General features: G+C 59.7%; 12 protein-coding genes. 7 read left to right on the top strand and 5 right to left on the bottom strand.

All coding sequences use genetic code 11. From position 1 onward, the window contains the following. Window positions 1–164: 164 nt before the first annotated feature. From mdtD to yccS, 4 genes are all read left to right on the top strand, one after another. Window positions 165–1,592, top strand: coding sequence for a multidrug transporter subunit MdtD (gene mdtD / locus ACA051_RS27510; RefSeq protein ID WP_497372650.1), 1,428 nt, complete (start codon window positions 165–167; stop codon window positions 1,590–1,592). A gap of 105 nt (window positions 1,593–1,697) precedes the next feature. Then, on the top strand, window positions 1,698–3,035 hold the full coding sequence (gene dbpA, locus ACA051_RS27515) for an ATP-dependent RNA helicase DbpA (protein ID WP_497310674.1): 1,338 nt from the start codon (window positions 1,698–1,700) through the stop codon (window positions 3,033–3,035). Window positions 3,036–3,183: 148 nt separating this feature from the next. Continuing rightward, complete coding sequence (locus ACA051_RS27520) at window positions 3,184–4,362, top strand: BaiN/RdsA family NAD(P)/FAD-dependent oxidoreductase (RefSeq protein ID WP_497306045.1); 1,179 nt, start codon at window positions 3,184–3,186, stop codon at window positions 4,360–4,362. 249 nt (window positions 4,363–4,611) lie between these two features. Continuing rightward, window positions 4,612–6,795 carry a YccS family putative transporter gene (gene yccS, locus ACA051_RS27525; RefSeq protein WP_497372652.1) on the top strand — a complete coding sequence of 728 codons (2,184 nt, stop codon included), beginning with the start codon at window positions 4,612–4,614 and terminating at the stop codon, window positions 6,793–6,795. A gap of 123 nt (window positions 6,796–6,918) precedes the next feature. On the opposite strand, the gene ACA051_RS27530 is transcribed toward yccS, so the two are convergent. After that, complete coding sequence (locus tag ACA051_RS27530; RefSeq protein ID WP_497306049.1) at window positions 6,919–7,656, bottom strand: substrate-binding periplasmic protein; 738 nt, start codon at window positions 7,654–7,656, stop codon at window positions 6,919–6,921. A 257-nt stretch (window positions 7,657–7,913) separates the two neighbouring features. Between ACA051_RS27530 and ACA051_RS27535 the strand changes: the two genes are divergently transcribed. Next, a complete protein-coding gene (locus tag ACA051_RS27535) occupies window positions 7,914–8,366 on the top strand; it encodes a GNAT family N-acetyltransferase (RefSeq protein ID WP_497306051.1) in 453 nt (150 codons plus the stop codon). Window positions 8,367–8,462: 96 nt separating this feature from the next. Here the strand turns inward: ACA051_RS27535 and ACA051_RS27540 are convergent, their stop codons facing one another. From ACA051_RS27540 to ACA051_RS27550, 3 genes are read right to left on the bottom strand one after another with little or no spacing between them, the layout of a single operon-like run. After that, complete coding sequence (locus ACA051_RS27540) at window positions 8,463–8,759, bottom strand: winged helix-turn-helix domain-containing protein (RefSeq protein ID WP_090178776.1); 297 nt, start codon at window positions 8,757–8,759, stop codon at window positions 8,463–8,465. A gap of 13 nt (window positions 8,760–8,772) precedes the next feature. Beyond that, a complete protein-coding gene (locus ACA051_RS27545; RefSeq protein WP_497306053.1) occupies window positions 8,773–9,264 on the bottom strand; it encodes a M48 metallopeptidase family protein in 492 nt (163 codons plus the stop codon). Between the two features lie 46 nt (window positions 9,265–9,310). Beyond that, window positions 9,311–11,434, bottom strand: coding sequence for a putative bifunctional diguanylate cyclase/phosphodiesterase (locus tag ACA051_RS27550; protein WP_497372654.1), 2,124 nt, complete (start codon window positions 11,432–11,434; stop codon window positions 9,311–9,313). Between the two features lie 323 nt (window positions 11,435–11,757). Here ACA051_RS27550 and ACA051_RS27555 point away from each other — a divergent pair, with 323 nt between their 5' ends. Then, entirely contained in the window at window positions 11,758–12,426 is a 669-nt protein-coding gene (locus ACA051_RS27555) for a polysaccharide lyase family 7 protein (protein WP_497306056.1), read from the top strand. Window positions 12,427–13,018: 592 nt separating this feature from the next. Continuing rightward, window positions 13,019–13,312, top strand: coding sequence for a fructose-bisphosphate aldolase (locus ACA051_RS27560; RefSeq protein WP_497306058.1), 294 nt, complete (start codon window positions 13,019–13,021; stop codon window positions 13,310–13,312). Window positions 13,313–13,374: 62 nt separating this feature from the next. Here ACA051_RS27560 and fba read toward each other — a convergent pair whose 3' ends face one another. Next, complete coding sequence (gene fba, locus ACA051_RS27565) at window positions 13,375–14,439, bottom strand: class II fructose-bisphosphate aldolase (RefSeq protein WP_219095091.1); 1,065 nt, start codon at window positions 14,437–14,439, stop codon at window positions 13,375–13,377. Window positions 14,440–14,637: the final 198 nt, after the last annotated feature.

A 14,637-nucleotide genomic window follows, 5' to 3' on the forward strand; every position in this document is an offset into this window, starting at 1 on the left:
CCGCTGGGTCGCGAAGCGGCCCCAAACCGGTACATGCGGTTTACCCGTTAAACCGCATTCTCAGGATTTACGACTGCTTCGCAGCCGAGCGGGAGCAAGCTCCCTCGCCACAGAGGTCAGTGCCAGCCTTGACCTTGCATTAATTTCAACCCACAAGAGGTCCCATGCCTAACCGCCCGCCTCTCGACGCTGTCACCGCCCGCTGGGTGCCTTGGGTCGTCGCCATCGCGTTCTTCATGCAATCCCTCGACGGGACCATCCTCAACACCGCCCTGCCCGCCATGGCCCGGGACCTGGCCGAGGATCCGCTGCGCATGCAGGGCGTGATCATTGCCTATATGCTCACCGTCGCCTTGCTGATCCCCGCCTCCGGCTGGATCGCCGACCGTTTCGGCACCAAGAAAATCTTCTTCGGTGCCATCTTGCTGTTCAGCCTCGGCTCGTTGCTCTGCGCCTTGTCCAGCACCCTGAGCATGTTGATCGGCGCCCGGGTGATTCAGGGCCTGGGCGGGGCATTGATGTTGCCGGTCGGGCGACTCGTGGTACTCAGGGCGTACCCACGCTCGGAGCTGGTGCGGATTATGGGTTTCATCACCATTCCCGGCCTGCTCGGTCCGTTGATCGGGCCGACCATGGGCGGCTGGATGGTGGAATACCTGACCTGGCACTGGATCTTCCTGATCAACCTGCCGGTCGGCGCTGTCGGTTGCTACGCCGTGTGGAAATTCATCCCCGACCTGCGCGGCACTGAACGCACCCGCTTCGACAGCCTGGGCTTTTTGCTGTTTGGTGCGGCGATGGTGCTGATCACCGTCGCCATGGAAGGTCTCGGCGAATTGCACCTGCCGCACTTGCGCGTGATGTTGCTGCTGTTCGGCGGCATGGCCTGTCTAGCGGCGTACTGGTTGCGGGCCGGGCACATCGAAAATCCGCTGTTCGCGCCGTCGCTGTTCAAGACCCGGACGTTTGCCGTGGGCATCCTCGGTAACCTCTTCGCTCGACTGGGCAGTGGTGCCCTGCCGTTTCTCGTGCCGTTGCTGTTGCAAGTGGCGCTTGGATATTCGCCATCCCAGGCCGGGATGAGCATGTTGCCGCTGGCCGCTGCGGCGATGGTCGCCAAGTCGGTGGCGCGACCGCTGATTGAACGCCTGGGCTATCGCATCGTGCTCACCGGCAACACCTTGGCGCTGGGGCTGATGCTGGCGAGCATGGGGCTGGTCAGCGAACAAACGCCGTACTGGTTGCTGCTGGTGATGCTATCGATTCTGGGGGCGATCAACTCCTTGCAGTTCACCGCCATGAACACCGTGACCCTGATCGACCTCGACGACGCCAGCGCCAGCAGCGGCAACAGCCTGCTGTCGGTGGTCGCGCAATTGTCCCTGAGCCTGGGCGTTGCCTGCGCCGGCGCCTTGCTCGGCGGGTTCACCACAGAAGTCGGCAACGATGGCGTGGACACGGTTTTGGGCGCGTTCCAGCTGACCTTTGTAACGGTCGGAATCATGGCAATGCTGGCCGCGACGATCTTCTCCCAGCTCTCAAAGGAAGACGGACGGCGCGTCAAACGTCCGGAAGAGCACATAGAGCCTTAGGGCGAATGGCCACGGGACTGATACACTGCGCGACATTTTGTTTTGCAGGCCAGTCCCGTGACCACCATCGCCACCGCTTTTAATACTTTGCCGCTGTCCGCCGCCATGCTGGCTAACCTCGACTCCCTCGGTTATGCCCAGATGACGCCGATCCAGGCGCAAAGCTTGCCGGTGATCCTCAAGGGAATGGACCTGATCGCCCAGGCCAAGACCGGCAGCGGCAAGACCGCCGCCTTCGGTGTCGGCCTGCTGAACCCGATCAATCCGCGCTTCTTCGGTTGCCAGGCGCTGGTCATTTGCCCGACTCGCGAGTTGGCCGACCAGGTCGCCAAGGAAATCCGTCGTCTGGCCCGTGCCGAAGACAACATCAAGGTCCTGACCCTGTGCGGCGGCGTGGCTTTCGGCCCGCAGATCGGCTCGCTGGAGCACGGCGCGCACATCATCGTCGGCACCCCGGGTCGTATTCAGCAGCACCTGCGCAAGGGTTCGCTGATTCTCCATGGCCTGAACACCCTGATCCTCGACGAAGCCGACCGCATGCTCGACATGGGTTTCTACGATTCCATCGAAGAAATCATCGCCCAGAGCCCTGAACGCCGTCAGACCCTGCTGTTCTCCGCCACCTACCCGACGGGCATCAAGCAATTGGCGGCGAAATTCATGCGTAACCCGCAGATCGTGAAGGCTGAAGCGTTCCACGACGACACGCAGATCGAGCAGCGCTTCTACGAGATTTCCCCGGAAGAACGCATGGACGCAGTGGTCAAAGTCCTTGCGCATCACCGTCCGGCGTCCTGCGTCGCCTTCTGCTTCACCAAGCAGCAAGTTCAGGAAACCGTTGATCACCTGACCGCCAAAGGCATCTCCGCCGTCGGCCTGCACGGCGATCTGGAACAGCGTGACCGCGACCAGGTGCTGGCGATGTTCGCCAACCGCAGTACTTCGGTTCTGGTCGCCACCGACGTTGCCGCTCGCGGCCTGGACATCGACGCGCTGGACATGGTGATCAACGTCGAACTGGCCCGTGATTCGGAAATCCACATTCACCGTGTCGGCCGTACCGGTCGTGCTGGCGAGAAAGGCATCGCGATCAGCCTCGTCGCGCCGTCCGAAGCCCACCGCGCCCAGGCCATCGAGCTACTGCAGAAGTCGCCGTTGAGCTGGGATCAGTTGGACAACCTCAAATCCCAGGGCGGCGCACCGCTGCTGCCGGTGATGAGCACGCTGGTCATCGGCGCGGGCCGTAAAGACAAAGTGCGTCCGGGCGACATTCTGGGTGCGTTGACGGGCGATGCCGGTATTCCGGGCGCTCAGGTCGGCAAGATCGCGATTTTCGACTTCCAGGCGTATGTGGCTGTTGAACGCGGGATCGCCAAGCAAGCCTTGCAGCGCCTGAACGACGGCAAGATCAAAGGCCGTTCGCTGCGCGTTCGCATCCTCTAAGAACGCCGCGGCCCCTTGTAGGAGCGAGGCTTGCCCGCGAAGAACGAACACTCGGTGTGTCTGATTCACCGCGTTATCGTTCTTCGCGGGCAAGCCTCGCTCCTACAGGGATCGGGGTAAATCCTGAGATTTGAGTGAGGACACCGTTTTGCGCTCTACCGAAGTCGTGATCATTGGCGCTGGCGCCGCAGGGTTGATGTGTGCGCTGACCGCCGCCGGGCGTGGGCGCAAGGTGATGTTGCTCGACCATGCGAACAAGGCCGGCAAGAAAATCCTGATGTCGGGTGGTGGCCGCTGCAATTTCACCAACATGTACACCGAACCGGGCAATTTCCTCTCGCAGAACGAACACTTCTGCAAATCCGCACTGGCGCGCTACACCCAGTGGGATTTCATCGGCATGGTCGCCAAGCACGGCGTGCCATACCACGAGAAGAAACTCGGCCAGCTGTTCTGCGATAACAAATCCAGCGACATCCTTGAGATGCTGCTCACCGAATGCGATCAGGTCGGCGTCAGCCTGCACCTGGACACCTCGATCCAGACCATCGAGAAGCTCGAGAGCGGTTACTTGCTGGACACCACGCTCGGCCAACTGACCTGTGAATCCCTGGTGATCGCCACGGGCGGTCTGTCGATCCCGACCCTGGGCGCCACCGGCTTCGGTTATCAAGTGGCCAGGCAGTTCGGTCACGACCTGCTGCCGACCCGCGCCGGCCTCGTGCCGTTCACCATTACCGATCAGCTCAAGGAACTGTGCACCGAGCTGTCCGGCACCTCGGTGGATTGCCTGGTGAGCTGCAACGAGCAGAGTTTTCGCGAGAACATCCTGTTCACCCACCGCGGCCTCAGTGGTCCGGCGATTTTGCAGATTTCCTCGTTCTGGGAATCCGGCGACACGGTCGAGATCAACCTGATGCCGGACCACGACGTGCCAAGCTGGCTGCAACAGCAGCAAGCCGAACGCCCGAACAGCGAGTTGAAAACCCTGCTCGGTGAAATCTTCACCAAGAAGATGGCCAACCTGCTGGCGGACAATTGGTTCGTCTCCAAACCGATGAAGCAATACACCCATGCGGAAATCGCCGACATCGCCGAAAAACTGGCGAGCTGGAAAGTGGTTCCTGCCGGCACTGAAGGCTATCGCACTGCGGAAGTGACCTTGGGCGGTGTCGACACTCATGAAGTGTCGTCCAAGACCATGGAGTCGCTGAAAAGCCCTGGCCTGTATTTCATCGGTGAAGTGCTTGATGTGACCGGCCACCTGGGCGGCTTCAACTTCCAATGGGCCTGGGCCTCCGGATACGCTGCCGCGCAATACGTCTGATCGACCGCGTTATCGTTCTTCGCGGGCAAGCCTCGCTCCTACAGGTTATGCGTCGTATATAAAATTACGGCAAACCTCGATCCTGTAGGAGCGAGGCTTGCCCGCGAAGGCGTCCGAACAGAGAACAGAGAACAGAGAACAGAGAACAATCAAGGAACAGATTTTGCTGTCAGATGTGATCGGCGCCATTGCGTCGGCGTCATTACTGGCTCAATTTAGCGGCATTGCCTCGGAAGGCCTTCGCACTTCATGTCATCGACCTCATTTCGTCAGTCTCTGCGCCGTCTCTGGGCGCTGGATAAATTCAGCTACAGCGTGCGGGTGTTCATCGCCCTGACCGGCAGCATGGCCGTCTGTTGGTATCAGGATGAAATGGGGCTGCTGATCCCATTGTTCCTGGGGATCATCGCCAGCGCCCTGGCCGAGACCGACGACAGTTGGCAAGGCCGCCTCAATGCGCTGGCCGTGACGCTGGTGTGCTTCAGCGTCGCCGCCCTCTCCGTCGAATTGCTTTTCCCCTACCCCATCATCTTCATCATCGCCCTGGCCCTCGCCAGTTTCGGCCTGACCATGCTCGGCGCCCTCGGTGAGCGCTATGGCGCGATAGCCTCGGCGACGTTGATTCTGTCGGTCTACACCATGATCGGCGTGGACCAGCGCGGCGGTGCGGTCACCGACTTCTGGCACGAACCGGTGCTGCTGGTGGCCGGTGCGGCCTGGTACGGCTTGCTCTCGGTGCTGTGGCAGGCGATGTTTTCCAACCAGCCGGTGCAGCAGAGCCTGGCGCGGTTGTTCCGAGAATTGGGTTATTACCTGAAACTCAAAGCATCGCTGTTCGAGCCGATCCGTCAGATGGACGTGGAAGCGCGCCGACTGGAACTGGCGCAGCAAAACGGTCGGGTGGTGGCGGCGCTCAACGCCGCCAAGGAAATCATCCTGCACCGGGTCGGCAATGGACGGCCGGGCTCGAAAGTCAGCCGCTACCTCAAGCTGTACTTCCTCGCCCAAGACATCCACGAGCGCGCCAGCTCTTCGCACTACCCTTACAACGCGCTGGCCGAGGCGTTCTTTCACAGCGACGTGCTGTTCCGCTGCCAGCGCCTGCTGCGCCAGCAAGGCAAAGCCTGCCGGGCGTTGGCGGAATCGATCCAGATGCGCCAGCCGTTCATCTATGACGCCAGCTTCGCCGAAGCGCTGAGCGATCTGCACGCCTCCATCGAACACCTGCGCATCCAGAGCAACCCGGCCTGGCGCGGTCTGCTGCGTTCATTGCGGGCATTGGCCGCCAACCTAGGCACCCTCGACCGTTTGCTCAGCGATGCCAGCAACCCCGACGCCTTGGCCGACGCCACCGACAGCAGCCTGCTCGACCGCTCGCCGCGCAACCTCAAGGATGTGTGGATTCGCTTGCGCACGCAGCTGACGCCGACCTCGCTGCTGTTCCGTCATGCACTGCGCCTGCCCCTGGCGCTGAGCATCGGCTACGGCATGGTGCACTTGATTCACCCCTCGCAGGGTTACTGGATCATCCTCACCACGCTGTTTGTCTGCCAACCGAACTACGGCGCTACCCGGCGCAAACTCGGGCAACGGATCATCGGCACCGCAATTGGCCTGACGGTGGCTTGGGCGCTGTTCGATCTGTTCCCCAATCCCTTGATCCAGTCGTGCTTCGCAATTGCTGCCGGGGTGGTGTTCTTTATCAACCGCACCACCCGCTACACGTTGGCGACCGCCGCGATCACCTTGATGGTGCTGTTCTGCTTCAATCAGGTCGGTGATGGTTACGGGCTGTTCCTGCCGCGGCTGTTCGACACCTTGCTCGGCAGCCTGATCGCCGGGCTCGCGGTATTCCTGTTCCTGCCGGACTGGCAGGGCCGACGCCTGAATAAAGTGCTGGCCAATACCCTGACCTGCAACAGCATTTATCTGCGCCAGATCATGCAGCAATACGCCGCCGGCAAGAGCGACGACTTGGCGTATCGACTGGCCCGACGTAATGCGCACAACGCTGACGCGGCACTGTCGACGACGTTGGCCAACATGCTCATGGAGCCGGGGCATTTCCGTAAGGAAGCGGATGTCGGGTTTCGCTTCCTGGTGCTGTCGCACACGTTGCTCAGCTACTTGTCTGGATTGGGTGCGCACCGTGAAACCCAGTTACCGCCGGATGTGCGCGAGCTTTTGATCGACGGCGCGGGCGTGACTCTGGCGACCAGCATCGACGAGATCGCACACGGGTTGGCGAGCAAACAGCCGATTGCGATTCAGAGCGATGCCGAAGAGGCGCTGGCCAATGAGTTGGAGCAGATGCCGGATGAGATCGATGAAGGGCAGCGGTTGGTGCAGACGCAGTTGGCGTTGATCTGCCGGCAGTTGGGGCCGTTGCGGACATTGGCGGCGCATCTGATCAAGGACACCAGTGAAGCCTGAGATCTCCGGTGACTGGGCGGGCCCCTTCGCGAGCAAGCCCGCTCCCACATTGATCTATTGTGTGACACAAAGCCCCTGTGGGAGCGGGCTTGCTCGCGAAGGGGCCATCAGCCTCACCGAAGCTTACATCCCATGCTGCTTCATCAACCGCTCATAACTGCCATCAGCCTTCATCTCGGCAATCTCGCGATCGAAACCGGCGACGATCTGTTCATGCTGCGGATTTTTCAGGCTGACCAATATGTGCAAGCTGTTCTCGCTCAACGCCTTGGGCAAGAACTCCACGGCATTGCGAACCTTGGATGATTCCCGAGCCAGGTAATAACGGGCCACGTATTCGTCTTCCAGCGTCAACTTGACCCGGTCGGCCGCGACCATGCGCACGGCCATGGCGAAGTTATGCACAGGGACTTTCTGCAGCGACACATCGTCGTCGAATTCCGATGAATAGGCATAACCGCGCACCACCGCAATCGGGTAAGTGTGCAATTGCTGCAAGTTGTTGTATTCGATGGGCGCGTCTTTGCGCTTGAGAAAGCGCACGCGGTTGAGCAGATATTCGCCGGAGAACTGGCCCAGCTTGGTGCGCTCGTCGGTGTACCAGGCATTGACCAGCACGTCGTAACGGCCCTCGCCGACGCCGAGCAACGCTCGCGCCCAAGGCACCTGTTCAAAATCACTGGCGTAGCCCGCCCGGGCCAGCGCAGTGCTGACGATGTCGGTGGCCAAGCCACCGTTGACCAGCGTGGCGTCGGTAAACGGCGGCCAGGCGTCGGCGACCAGACGCAGCCTTTCCGCTGCCGCGCTTTGTGTCAGCAACAGCAATCCAATCAAAGCAAACGCTCGATGCAATCGCGGCATGCTAGAAAATCCTTAGCGGGCGGGCTGCCCGGTGTGTTTTTCTGCCAAAACTCCAAGACTCATGTACCGACACTCAGGTACTCAACATTAGCTCATGGGAGCGACTGCACAGCGCTTCATTGCAGATTACACAAAGAAGACAGCGCCGCGCGAGATGAATGATGGCATTTTGGCCTTTGTCACAGATTTCTCCACCATAAAGACATCTATCGCCAGGACGCTTAGTATCCGAAGGACGTTGCTCAAGGAAAGTGAAGATGACAATCGATTGGGTCTGCAAACACCACAGCGATCTGGGGAAAGAGCAGCTGTACGCCATTCTCCAGTTACGTGCGCAAGTGTTCGTCGTCGAACAGAAATGCGCCTACCAGGATGTCGATGGCCAGGATCTGGAAGGTGACACCTGCCATTTGATGGCGTGGGACGGGGATCGGCTGGTGGCCTACCTGCGCTTGCTCGATCCGGAAACGCAGGGCGGAGACGTGGTGATCGGGCGGGTGATTATAGCGCCTGGCGCCCGTGGCGCCGGACTGGGACATGATTTGATGGCCCAGGGGTTGAAGCAGGCCGGGAAACGCTGGCCTGAGGTGCCGATCTATCTCTCGGCCCAGGCGCATTTGCAGGGGTATTACGGGCGGTACGGGTTTGTGGTGTCGGGTGAGGAGTTTCTGGAGGATGACATTCCGCATATCGGGATGCGTCGTCCTTGAGGGCCTCATCGCGAGCTGGCTCGCTCCCACAGGGGACCGCGGTCAAATGTGGGAGCGAGCCAGCTCGCGATGGCGCCAGCTGTATCATCGAAGAACTCAGGGATACTCGAGCACCGCTTTAATCTGCCGTAAATTACGCTCGATCCACCCCCGATCAATCGCCCCCCACTCGCGGATCCGATAGCGCCCCGCATGATTGCGCGCGCCCTCTTCCTGCTCGAACTCGCAAATGATGTCCAGATCCGCCAACGCCGCAATCGTGTCCTGCGCCGTGCGCCGGGGCATGCCGGTCACTTCGGTCAGCGCCGGGACGCTGCTGGCCAGGCCACTGTCGATCAGGTACGCCACGTACAACCGGCGATAGAAGCTGCTCTTGGTCTTGCTTACATCCATCCAAACACTCCCTTTACTGCATATCCCGCCACGTCAGGTACACCCGCAGATCAAATTCCACCTGGTGATACCCCGGCAACATGTGTTCGCAGAGCTTGTAGAACGCCTTGTTGTGATCCGACTCTTTAAAGTGCGCCAGCTCATGCACCACGATCATTTTCAGAAACTCGGAGGGCGCTTCCTTGAACAACGAGGCCACGCGGATTTCCTTCTTGGCCTTGAGCTTGCCGCCCTGCACCCGCGAGATCGTCGTGTGCAGGCCAAGGGCGCGATGGGTCAGGTCGAGGCGGTTGTCGAACAGCACCTTGTCGATGGACGGCGCATTGCGCAGGTATTCCTGCTTGAGGTCCAACGCAAAGGTGTACAGCGCCTTGTCACTCTGCACCGCGTGTTTTTCCGGGTAGCGCTGGCTCAGGTAGTCGCCCAGCCGACCTTCGGCGATCAGCTGGCGCACCTGGTCCTGCAACGCAGCGGGATAGGCCTGGAGGTATTTCAACGCGGTCATCAGGGTCGGCAACACGAATCACGAAAAGGTCGCCAGTGTAGCGAATTCAGCGGGTCAGCGCGCTCCAGTCAAACGGCGCCACAAAGTCGCTAGCGTCCTCGGCCATCATCGGCCGCCCCACCAGAAAACCTTGCACGTACTGGCAGCCGTTGGCTTGCAGCCATTCATATTGCGCAATGGTTTCCACCCCTTCGGCAATCACCAGCATCCCGTATTGCTTGCACAGGTCGATCACATTGCGCACCAGTGCCGCATCCCGTTCGGACGCCGGCAATCGGGCGATCAAATGTCGGTCAAGCTTAAGCGTGTCCAGCTCAAGGTCGCGCAGATGCGCCAGCGAGCAAGGTCCGGTGCCGAAGTCATCCAGCGCCACCCGCACCCCGAGATTGCGCAGCAAGCGCAGCGTCTTGCGGGTTTCTTCGGGGTTTTGCATCAACGCTTCTTCCGTCACTTCGACTTCCAGATAACGCGGTTGCAAGCCGTGACGTTCCAATACCTGGCGCAATTCAGTGACCAGGTTGGGCATGCCGAACTGGGTGCTGCTCAAACTCACCCCCAGAACCAGGTCTTCGGCAAACAAGGTTTCCCAGGCTTTGCGCTGGCCGGCCCCGCGATGGTAAATCCAGCTGCCCAGACGACTGATCAGCCGCGCTTCTTCCAGCAACGGCAAAAACAGCCCCGGCGGTACATCGCCGACACTTGGGTGTTGCCAGCGCAGCAGAGCCTCGAACCCCCGAATCTGCCCGCTGTCGATGGCGACCTGCGGCTGGTACACCAGATTAAAATCACGGTTCTCGATGGCCGTGCGCACGCTCTCTTCGAGCATCAGCCGCGAGCGGGCCCGGCCGTTCATTTCGTGATCATAGAAACGGTACTGCTGACGGCCGGCGCGTTTGGCCTCGTACATGGCGATGTCCGACGCACGTAGCAAACCGTCGAGATTGGAACCGCAATCCGGGAAAGTGGCGATGCCGATGCTGGCGCCCAAGGCGATATCCAGACCATCAATCTGCTGACAGATCGACACCCGTTCAATGAGCTTCTCGGCAATCTTCGCTGCTTGCTCCGGGAACTCCAGATCCAGCAACGCCGTGAACTCATCGCCACCCATACGCGCCAGAATGTCGAAGGGCCGCAGGCAGGCTTTCAATTGCTCGGACACCCAGCGCAGCACCCGGTCGCCGGCATCGTGACCGAGGGAATCGTTGACGCGCTTGAATCCATCGAGGTCCAGGTACAGCAGCACCCAGGCGCCGTCAGACCGTTCACCGCGCAGCAGCAGATTCTCCACCGTCTGGTAGAAGCCGCGACGATTGAGCAGCCCGGTCAGCGGGTCCGTCACCGCCTGGAACTCCAGTTGCTGATGCAGATGGCGCACCACCGACATGTCCAGCACCGTCACCACCATCGCATGTTGTTCGCTGGGCAATGGCGCACAAGACAGCGCCACCGGCACTTGCTGGCCGGGCGCCGTTCGCAGCAACGCGTCGTGCAGGCGCAGGGTTTCGCCGCGTTTGTAGCCGGTGTAAAAGTCTGAGTCCGCCCAGACCGGGATGTGCGGCTTCTGCAGGAAATCCAGAAACTCTCTGCCTTGCAGGTCTTGCACCGTGGCATTGAGCAACCGCGACATCGCCGGGTTGGCAAAGCGGATCAGACCGTCCTCACCCACCACCAGGATGCCTTCGGCGACATTGTCCAGCACCGAGGCATTAAACGCGCGAGCGACCTCCAGATCGTGGCTCAGGCGCTGCAACGCACGGCGATTGCGCTGATGCTCGAGCAACGCCTGTACTTTGGGCTTGAGAATTTGCGGGTCGAACGGCTTGAACAGGTAATCCACCGCACCACTGGCATAGCCCTTGATCACGGCATCCTGGGATTGTTCGTTGGCGGTCAGGAAAATAATCGGTGTGAGACGGGTTCGCTGACTGCCGCGCATCAGACGCGCCACTTCATAACCGTCCATGCCCGGCATCTGCACATCCAGCAGCACCAGGTCGACATCGTGTTCGAGCAAAAGACTGAGGGCTTCAAAACCGGAAGCTGCGGTAATGACCTGCCAATCCTGGCGCTGGAGCAACGCACGCATGCTGATCAGGTTTTCGGGGTAATCATCAACGATTAAAAGGATCGAGCTGCCTTCAGCTGGCGTGGGGTGCGCGCATTCCATGCTGCTTCTCTTATTCGGGGCGTCAGGCCGGTTTCTCGTGAAAACCGGACAAATACTGAGCCTTCACTCTAGACCGGGATCCGCTAAAGCAGAAGCTATCAGTGCGCCATCATTTAACCATCGAGTACATTTGCCGACTAACGGTCGCTTCTACAGCCCCCTGAAACCGGGAAAGATGGCCTTTTAACAGGATTTTGACGCCATCCGTTTGTCATTTACGCATTAACAAATTGAACTTCTGCGCTTATAAGGATTGCCCCCAAGGCGCGTGCCAGAGCTTCTGGCACGTGCGTGCAGTAAAAAATCCGTGGAAGCTTTTGTCTATGATCGATCTCGCAACCTGGAACCTCAGTGTTCCCGTCGGCAATCCGCCGTACACCGTTGACACGTCAAAACTGGTGGATGGCTTCAAGGATCAATACTTCCACTCCGACACCGGCACCTTGTTTTTCTGGGCCCCGGTCACCGGATCTAAAACTGAAAACGCAAAATACCCTCGCACCGAACTGCGCGAAACCTACAGTAACGGTACCCTGCGCAACTGGCTCTACCCGGACGCCGACAATTCACTGCGTGCCACCCTCGCGGTCAACCAGGTACCGAGCTCAGGCAAAATCGTCATCGGCCAGATCCACGCCTATGAAAGCCAGAAACCCATGGTGAAGCTCGAGTATCAGTACAAGACCAGCACACAGTCGGGCAACATCGTCGCCAAGGTGCGCATGCGCCCGGATGACGGCGAAGGCCGGATCATCACCATCGCCACCGGGGTGAAACTTGACCGGGAGTTTTCCTACCTCATCCACCTGAGCCCAGGCGGCGCGCTGGGCATTAGTGCGGCGGGTTATCAGTGGGACACCGACATCAGCGCGACGTGGCGTGACAAGCCACTGTATTTCAAGGCCGGGGTCTATGTGCAAGACCACACCGGGTACACCAGCGAAGGCGGGAAAGTGACGTTCAGCAAGCTGGATATTGATCACGACAAGTAAAAACACCTCTGCCCCTGTAGCAGCTGTCGAGCTGCGCGAGGCTGCGTCCGAGGACGAAGTCCTCGCAATCTCTTGACGACTGCTGCGCAGCCGGACGCAGCCTCGCAGGCTCGACAGCTGCTACAGCGTCCGAAAAAAGTGTAGGACGCCTCCGACTGTGGCGAGGGAGCTTGCTCCCGCGGGGCTACGAAGTAGCCCCAAATCCTGCCACCTGATTCCCCCAGACACACCACACCCCCCGATTTACGGCGCCTGCGTCGCCGAACGGGAACGAGTGCCCTTGCCACAATGACCGCATTCACGTCCTACAGCCCGATTGCGGCTACCCGAATCGCTGTCTAAAGTTGGCCTGTCGCTGACATTGTTGGCGATAGGGTTTCGCAGCCCTGACGATACGTGTAGTAACCTAGCGCCTCGAAAAAAGGGGCGCGTAAACGCTCGCCCTCCTTTTTATGGTGGCTGTGTGTGGGAGACCTTCGGGTCTGCCGGGTTCCTCGTATCCCTGGTCTGCGAACCCGCACATAGCTACCACCCCAATCGTTTCGCAGCGAACGGTAGTAGCTCTTCTTTCAGATACGAGGAAGATTTACTTATGACCATGAACAAACCGCCCCGCCGCTTCACCCCAATGTCCCAACTCGCCACCGACTACCCCGTCCTGCTCATCGACAACGACGCCCCTCTACGCGAACTCCACAACTGCGTCAGCGAACGCCTCAACGCCGTCCTCAAATATCTGAACCTCATGGCCTGCACCAGCCTGCCGGACTATGCAGAACACGACATCAACACCGTCACTAACATTGCCCGAATTATGGTTCAGGACATTGCCGACGTTTTTGGGGTCATCGAACAGCGCGGATTTGATACGCCTAAGCAGCAGTAAAAATCAGACAATAAAAAACCCGCATCTCTGCGGGTTTTTTAGTACTGCTAAACAATAAAGCCTTAGTTAACCTTAGCGTTCAACTCACCCTTCAAATACCGCTGATACATCGCTTCCAACGAGATCGGCTTGATCTTCGAAGCATTACCGGCAGTACCAAACGCTTCATAACGTGCGATACACACATCACGCATGGCAGTAACAGTCGCGCCAAAGAACTTGCGCGGGTCAAACTCGCTCGGGTTGGTAGCCATCAACCGACGCATCGCACCGGTCGAAGCCAACCGCAAGTCAGTATCAATGTTGACCTTACGCACGCCGTGCTTGATGCCTTCAACGATCTCTTCAACCGGCACGCCGTAGGTTTCTTTGATGTCGCCGCCGTACTGGTTGATGATCGCCAGCCAGTCTTGTGGAACCGAAGACGAACCGTGCATCACCAAGTGGGTGTTCGGGATGCGTTTGTGGATTTCTTTGATGCGGTCGATGGCCAGCACGTCGCCGGTAGGCGGCTTGGTGAACTTGTACGCGCCGTGGCTGGTGCCGATGGCGATGGCCAGGGCATCGACCTGGGTGCGTTTGACGAAGTCAGCGGCTTCTTCCGGGTCGGTCAGCATTTGGCTGTGATCCAGAACGCCTTCGGCGCCGATGCCGTCTTCTTCACCGGCCATGCCGGTTTCCAGCGAACCCAGGCAACCCAGCTCGCCTTCTACCGATACGCCGCAGGCGTGAGCCAGGGCCACGGTTTGTTGGGTAACGCGCACGTTGTAGTCGTAGTCGGTCGGGGTCTTGCCGTCTTCGCCCAGGGAACCGTCCATCATCACCGAGCTGAAGCCCAGTTGAATGGAGCGCTGGCAGACGTCAGGGCTGGTGCCGTGGTCCTGGTGCATGCACACCGGGATGTGCGGGAATTCTTCGATGGCGGCCAGGATCAGGTGACGCAGGAATGGGGCGCCGGCGTATTTGCGAGCACCGGCCGAGGCCTGGACGATCACCGGGGAGTCAGTCTTGTCAGCGGCTTCCATGATGGCGCGCATCTGCTCAAGGTTGTTGACGTTGAAGGCTGGAACGCCGTAGCCGAACTCGGCTGCGTGGTCCAGCATCTGGCGCATGCTGATAAGTGCCATTGTGTGTGTCTCTCCCGGTTGAGGGTCGTTAATCGTGCCAGCCTGCCGTAGCGGCGGCGGCTATTCAAGTTATTGCAGATCGGGGGTTGGCCCGGGCTGCGAATTCGGTGATGCCAAAATCTCTACAAGCCATCGAATTCCCGTAGGAGTGAAGCTTGCTCGCGAAAGCGGTTTAACTGGCAGCACATGTGTTGAATG

Source organism: Pseudomonas sp. LBUM1669 (genome assembly GCF_059695705.1).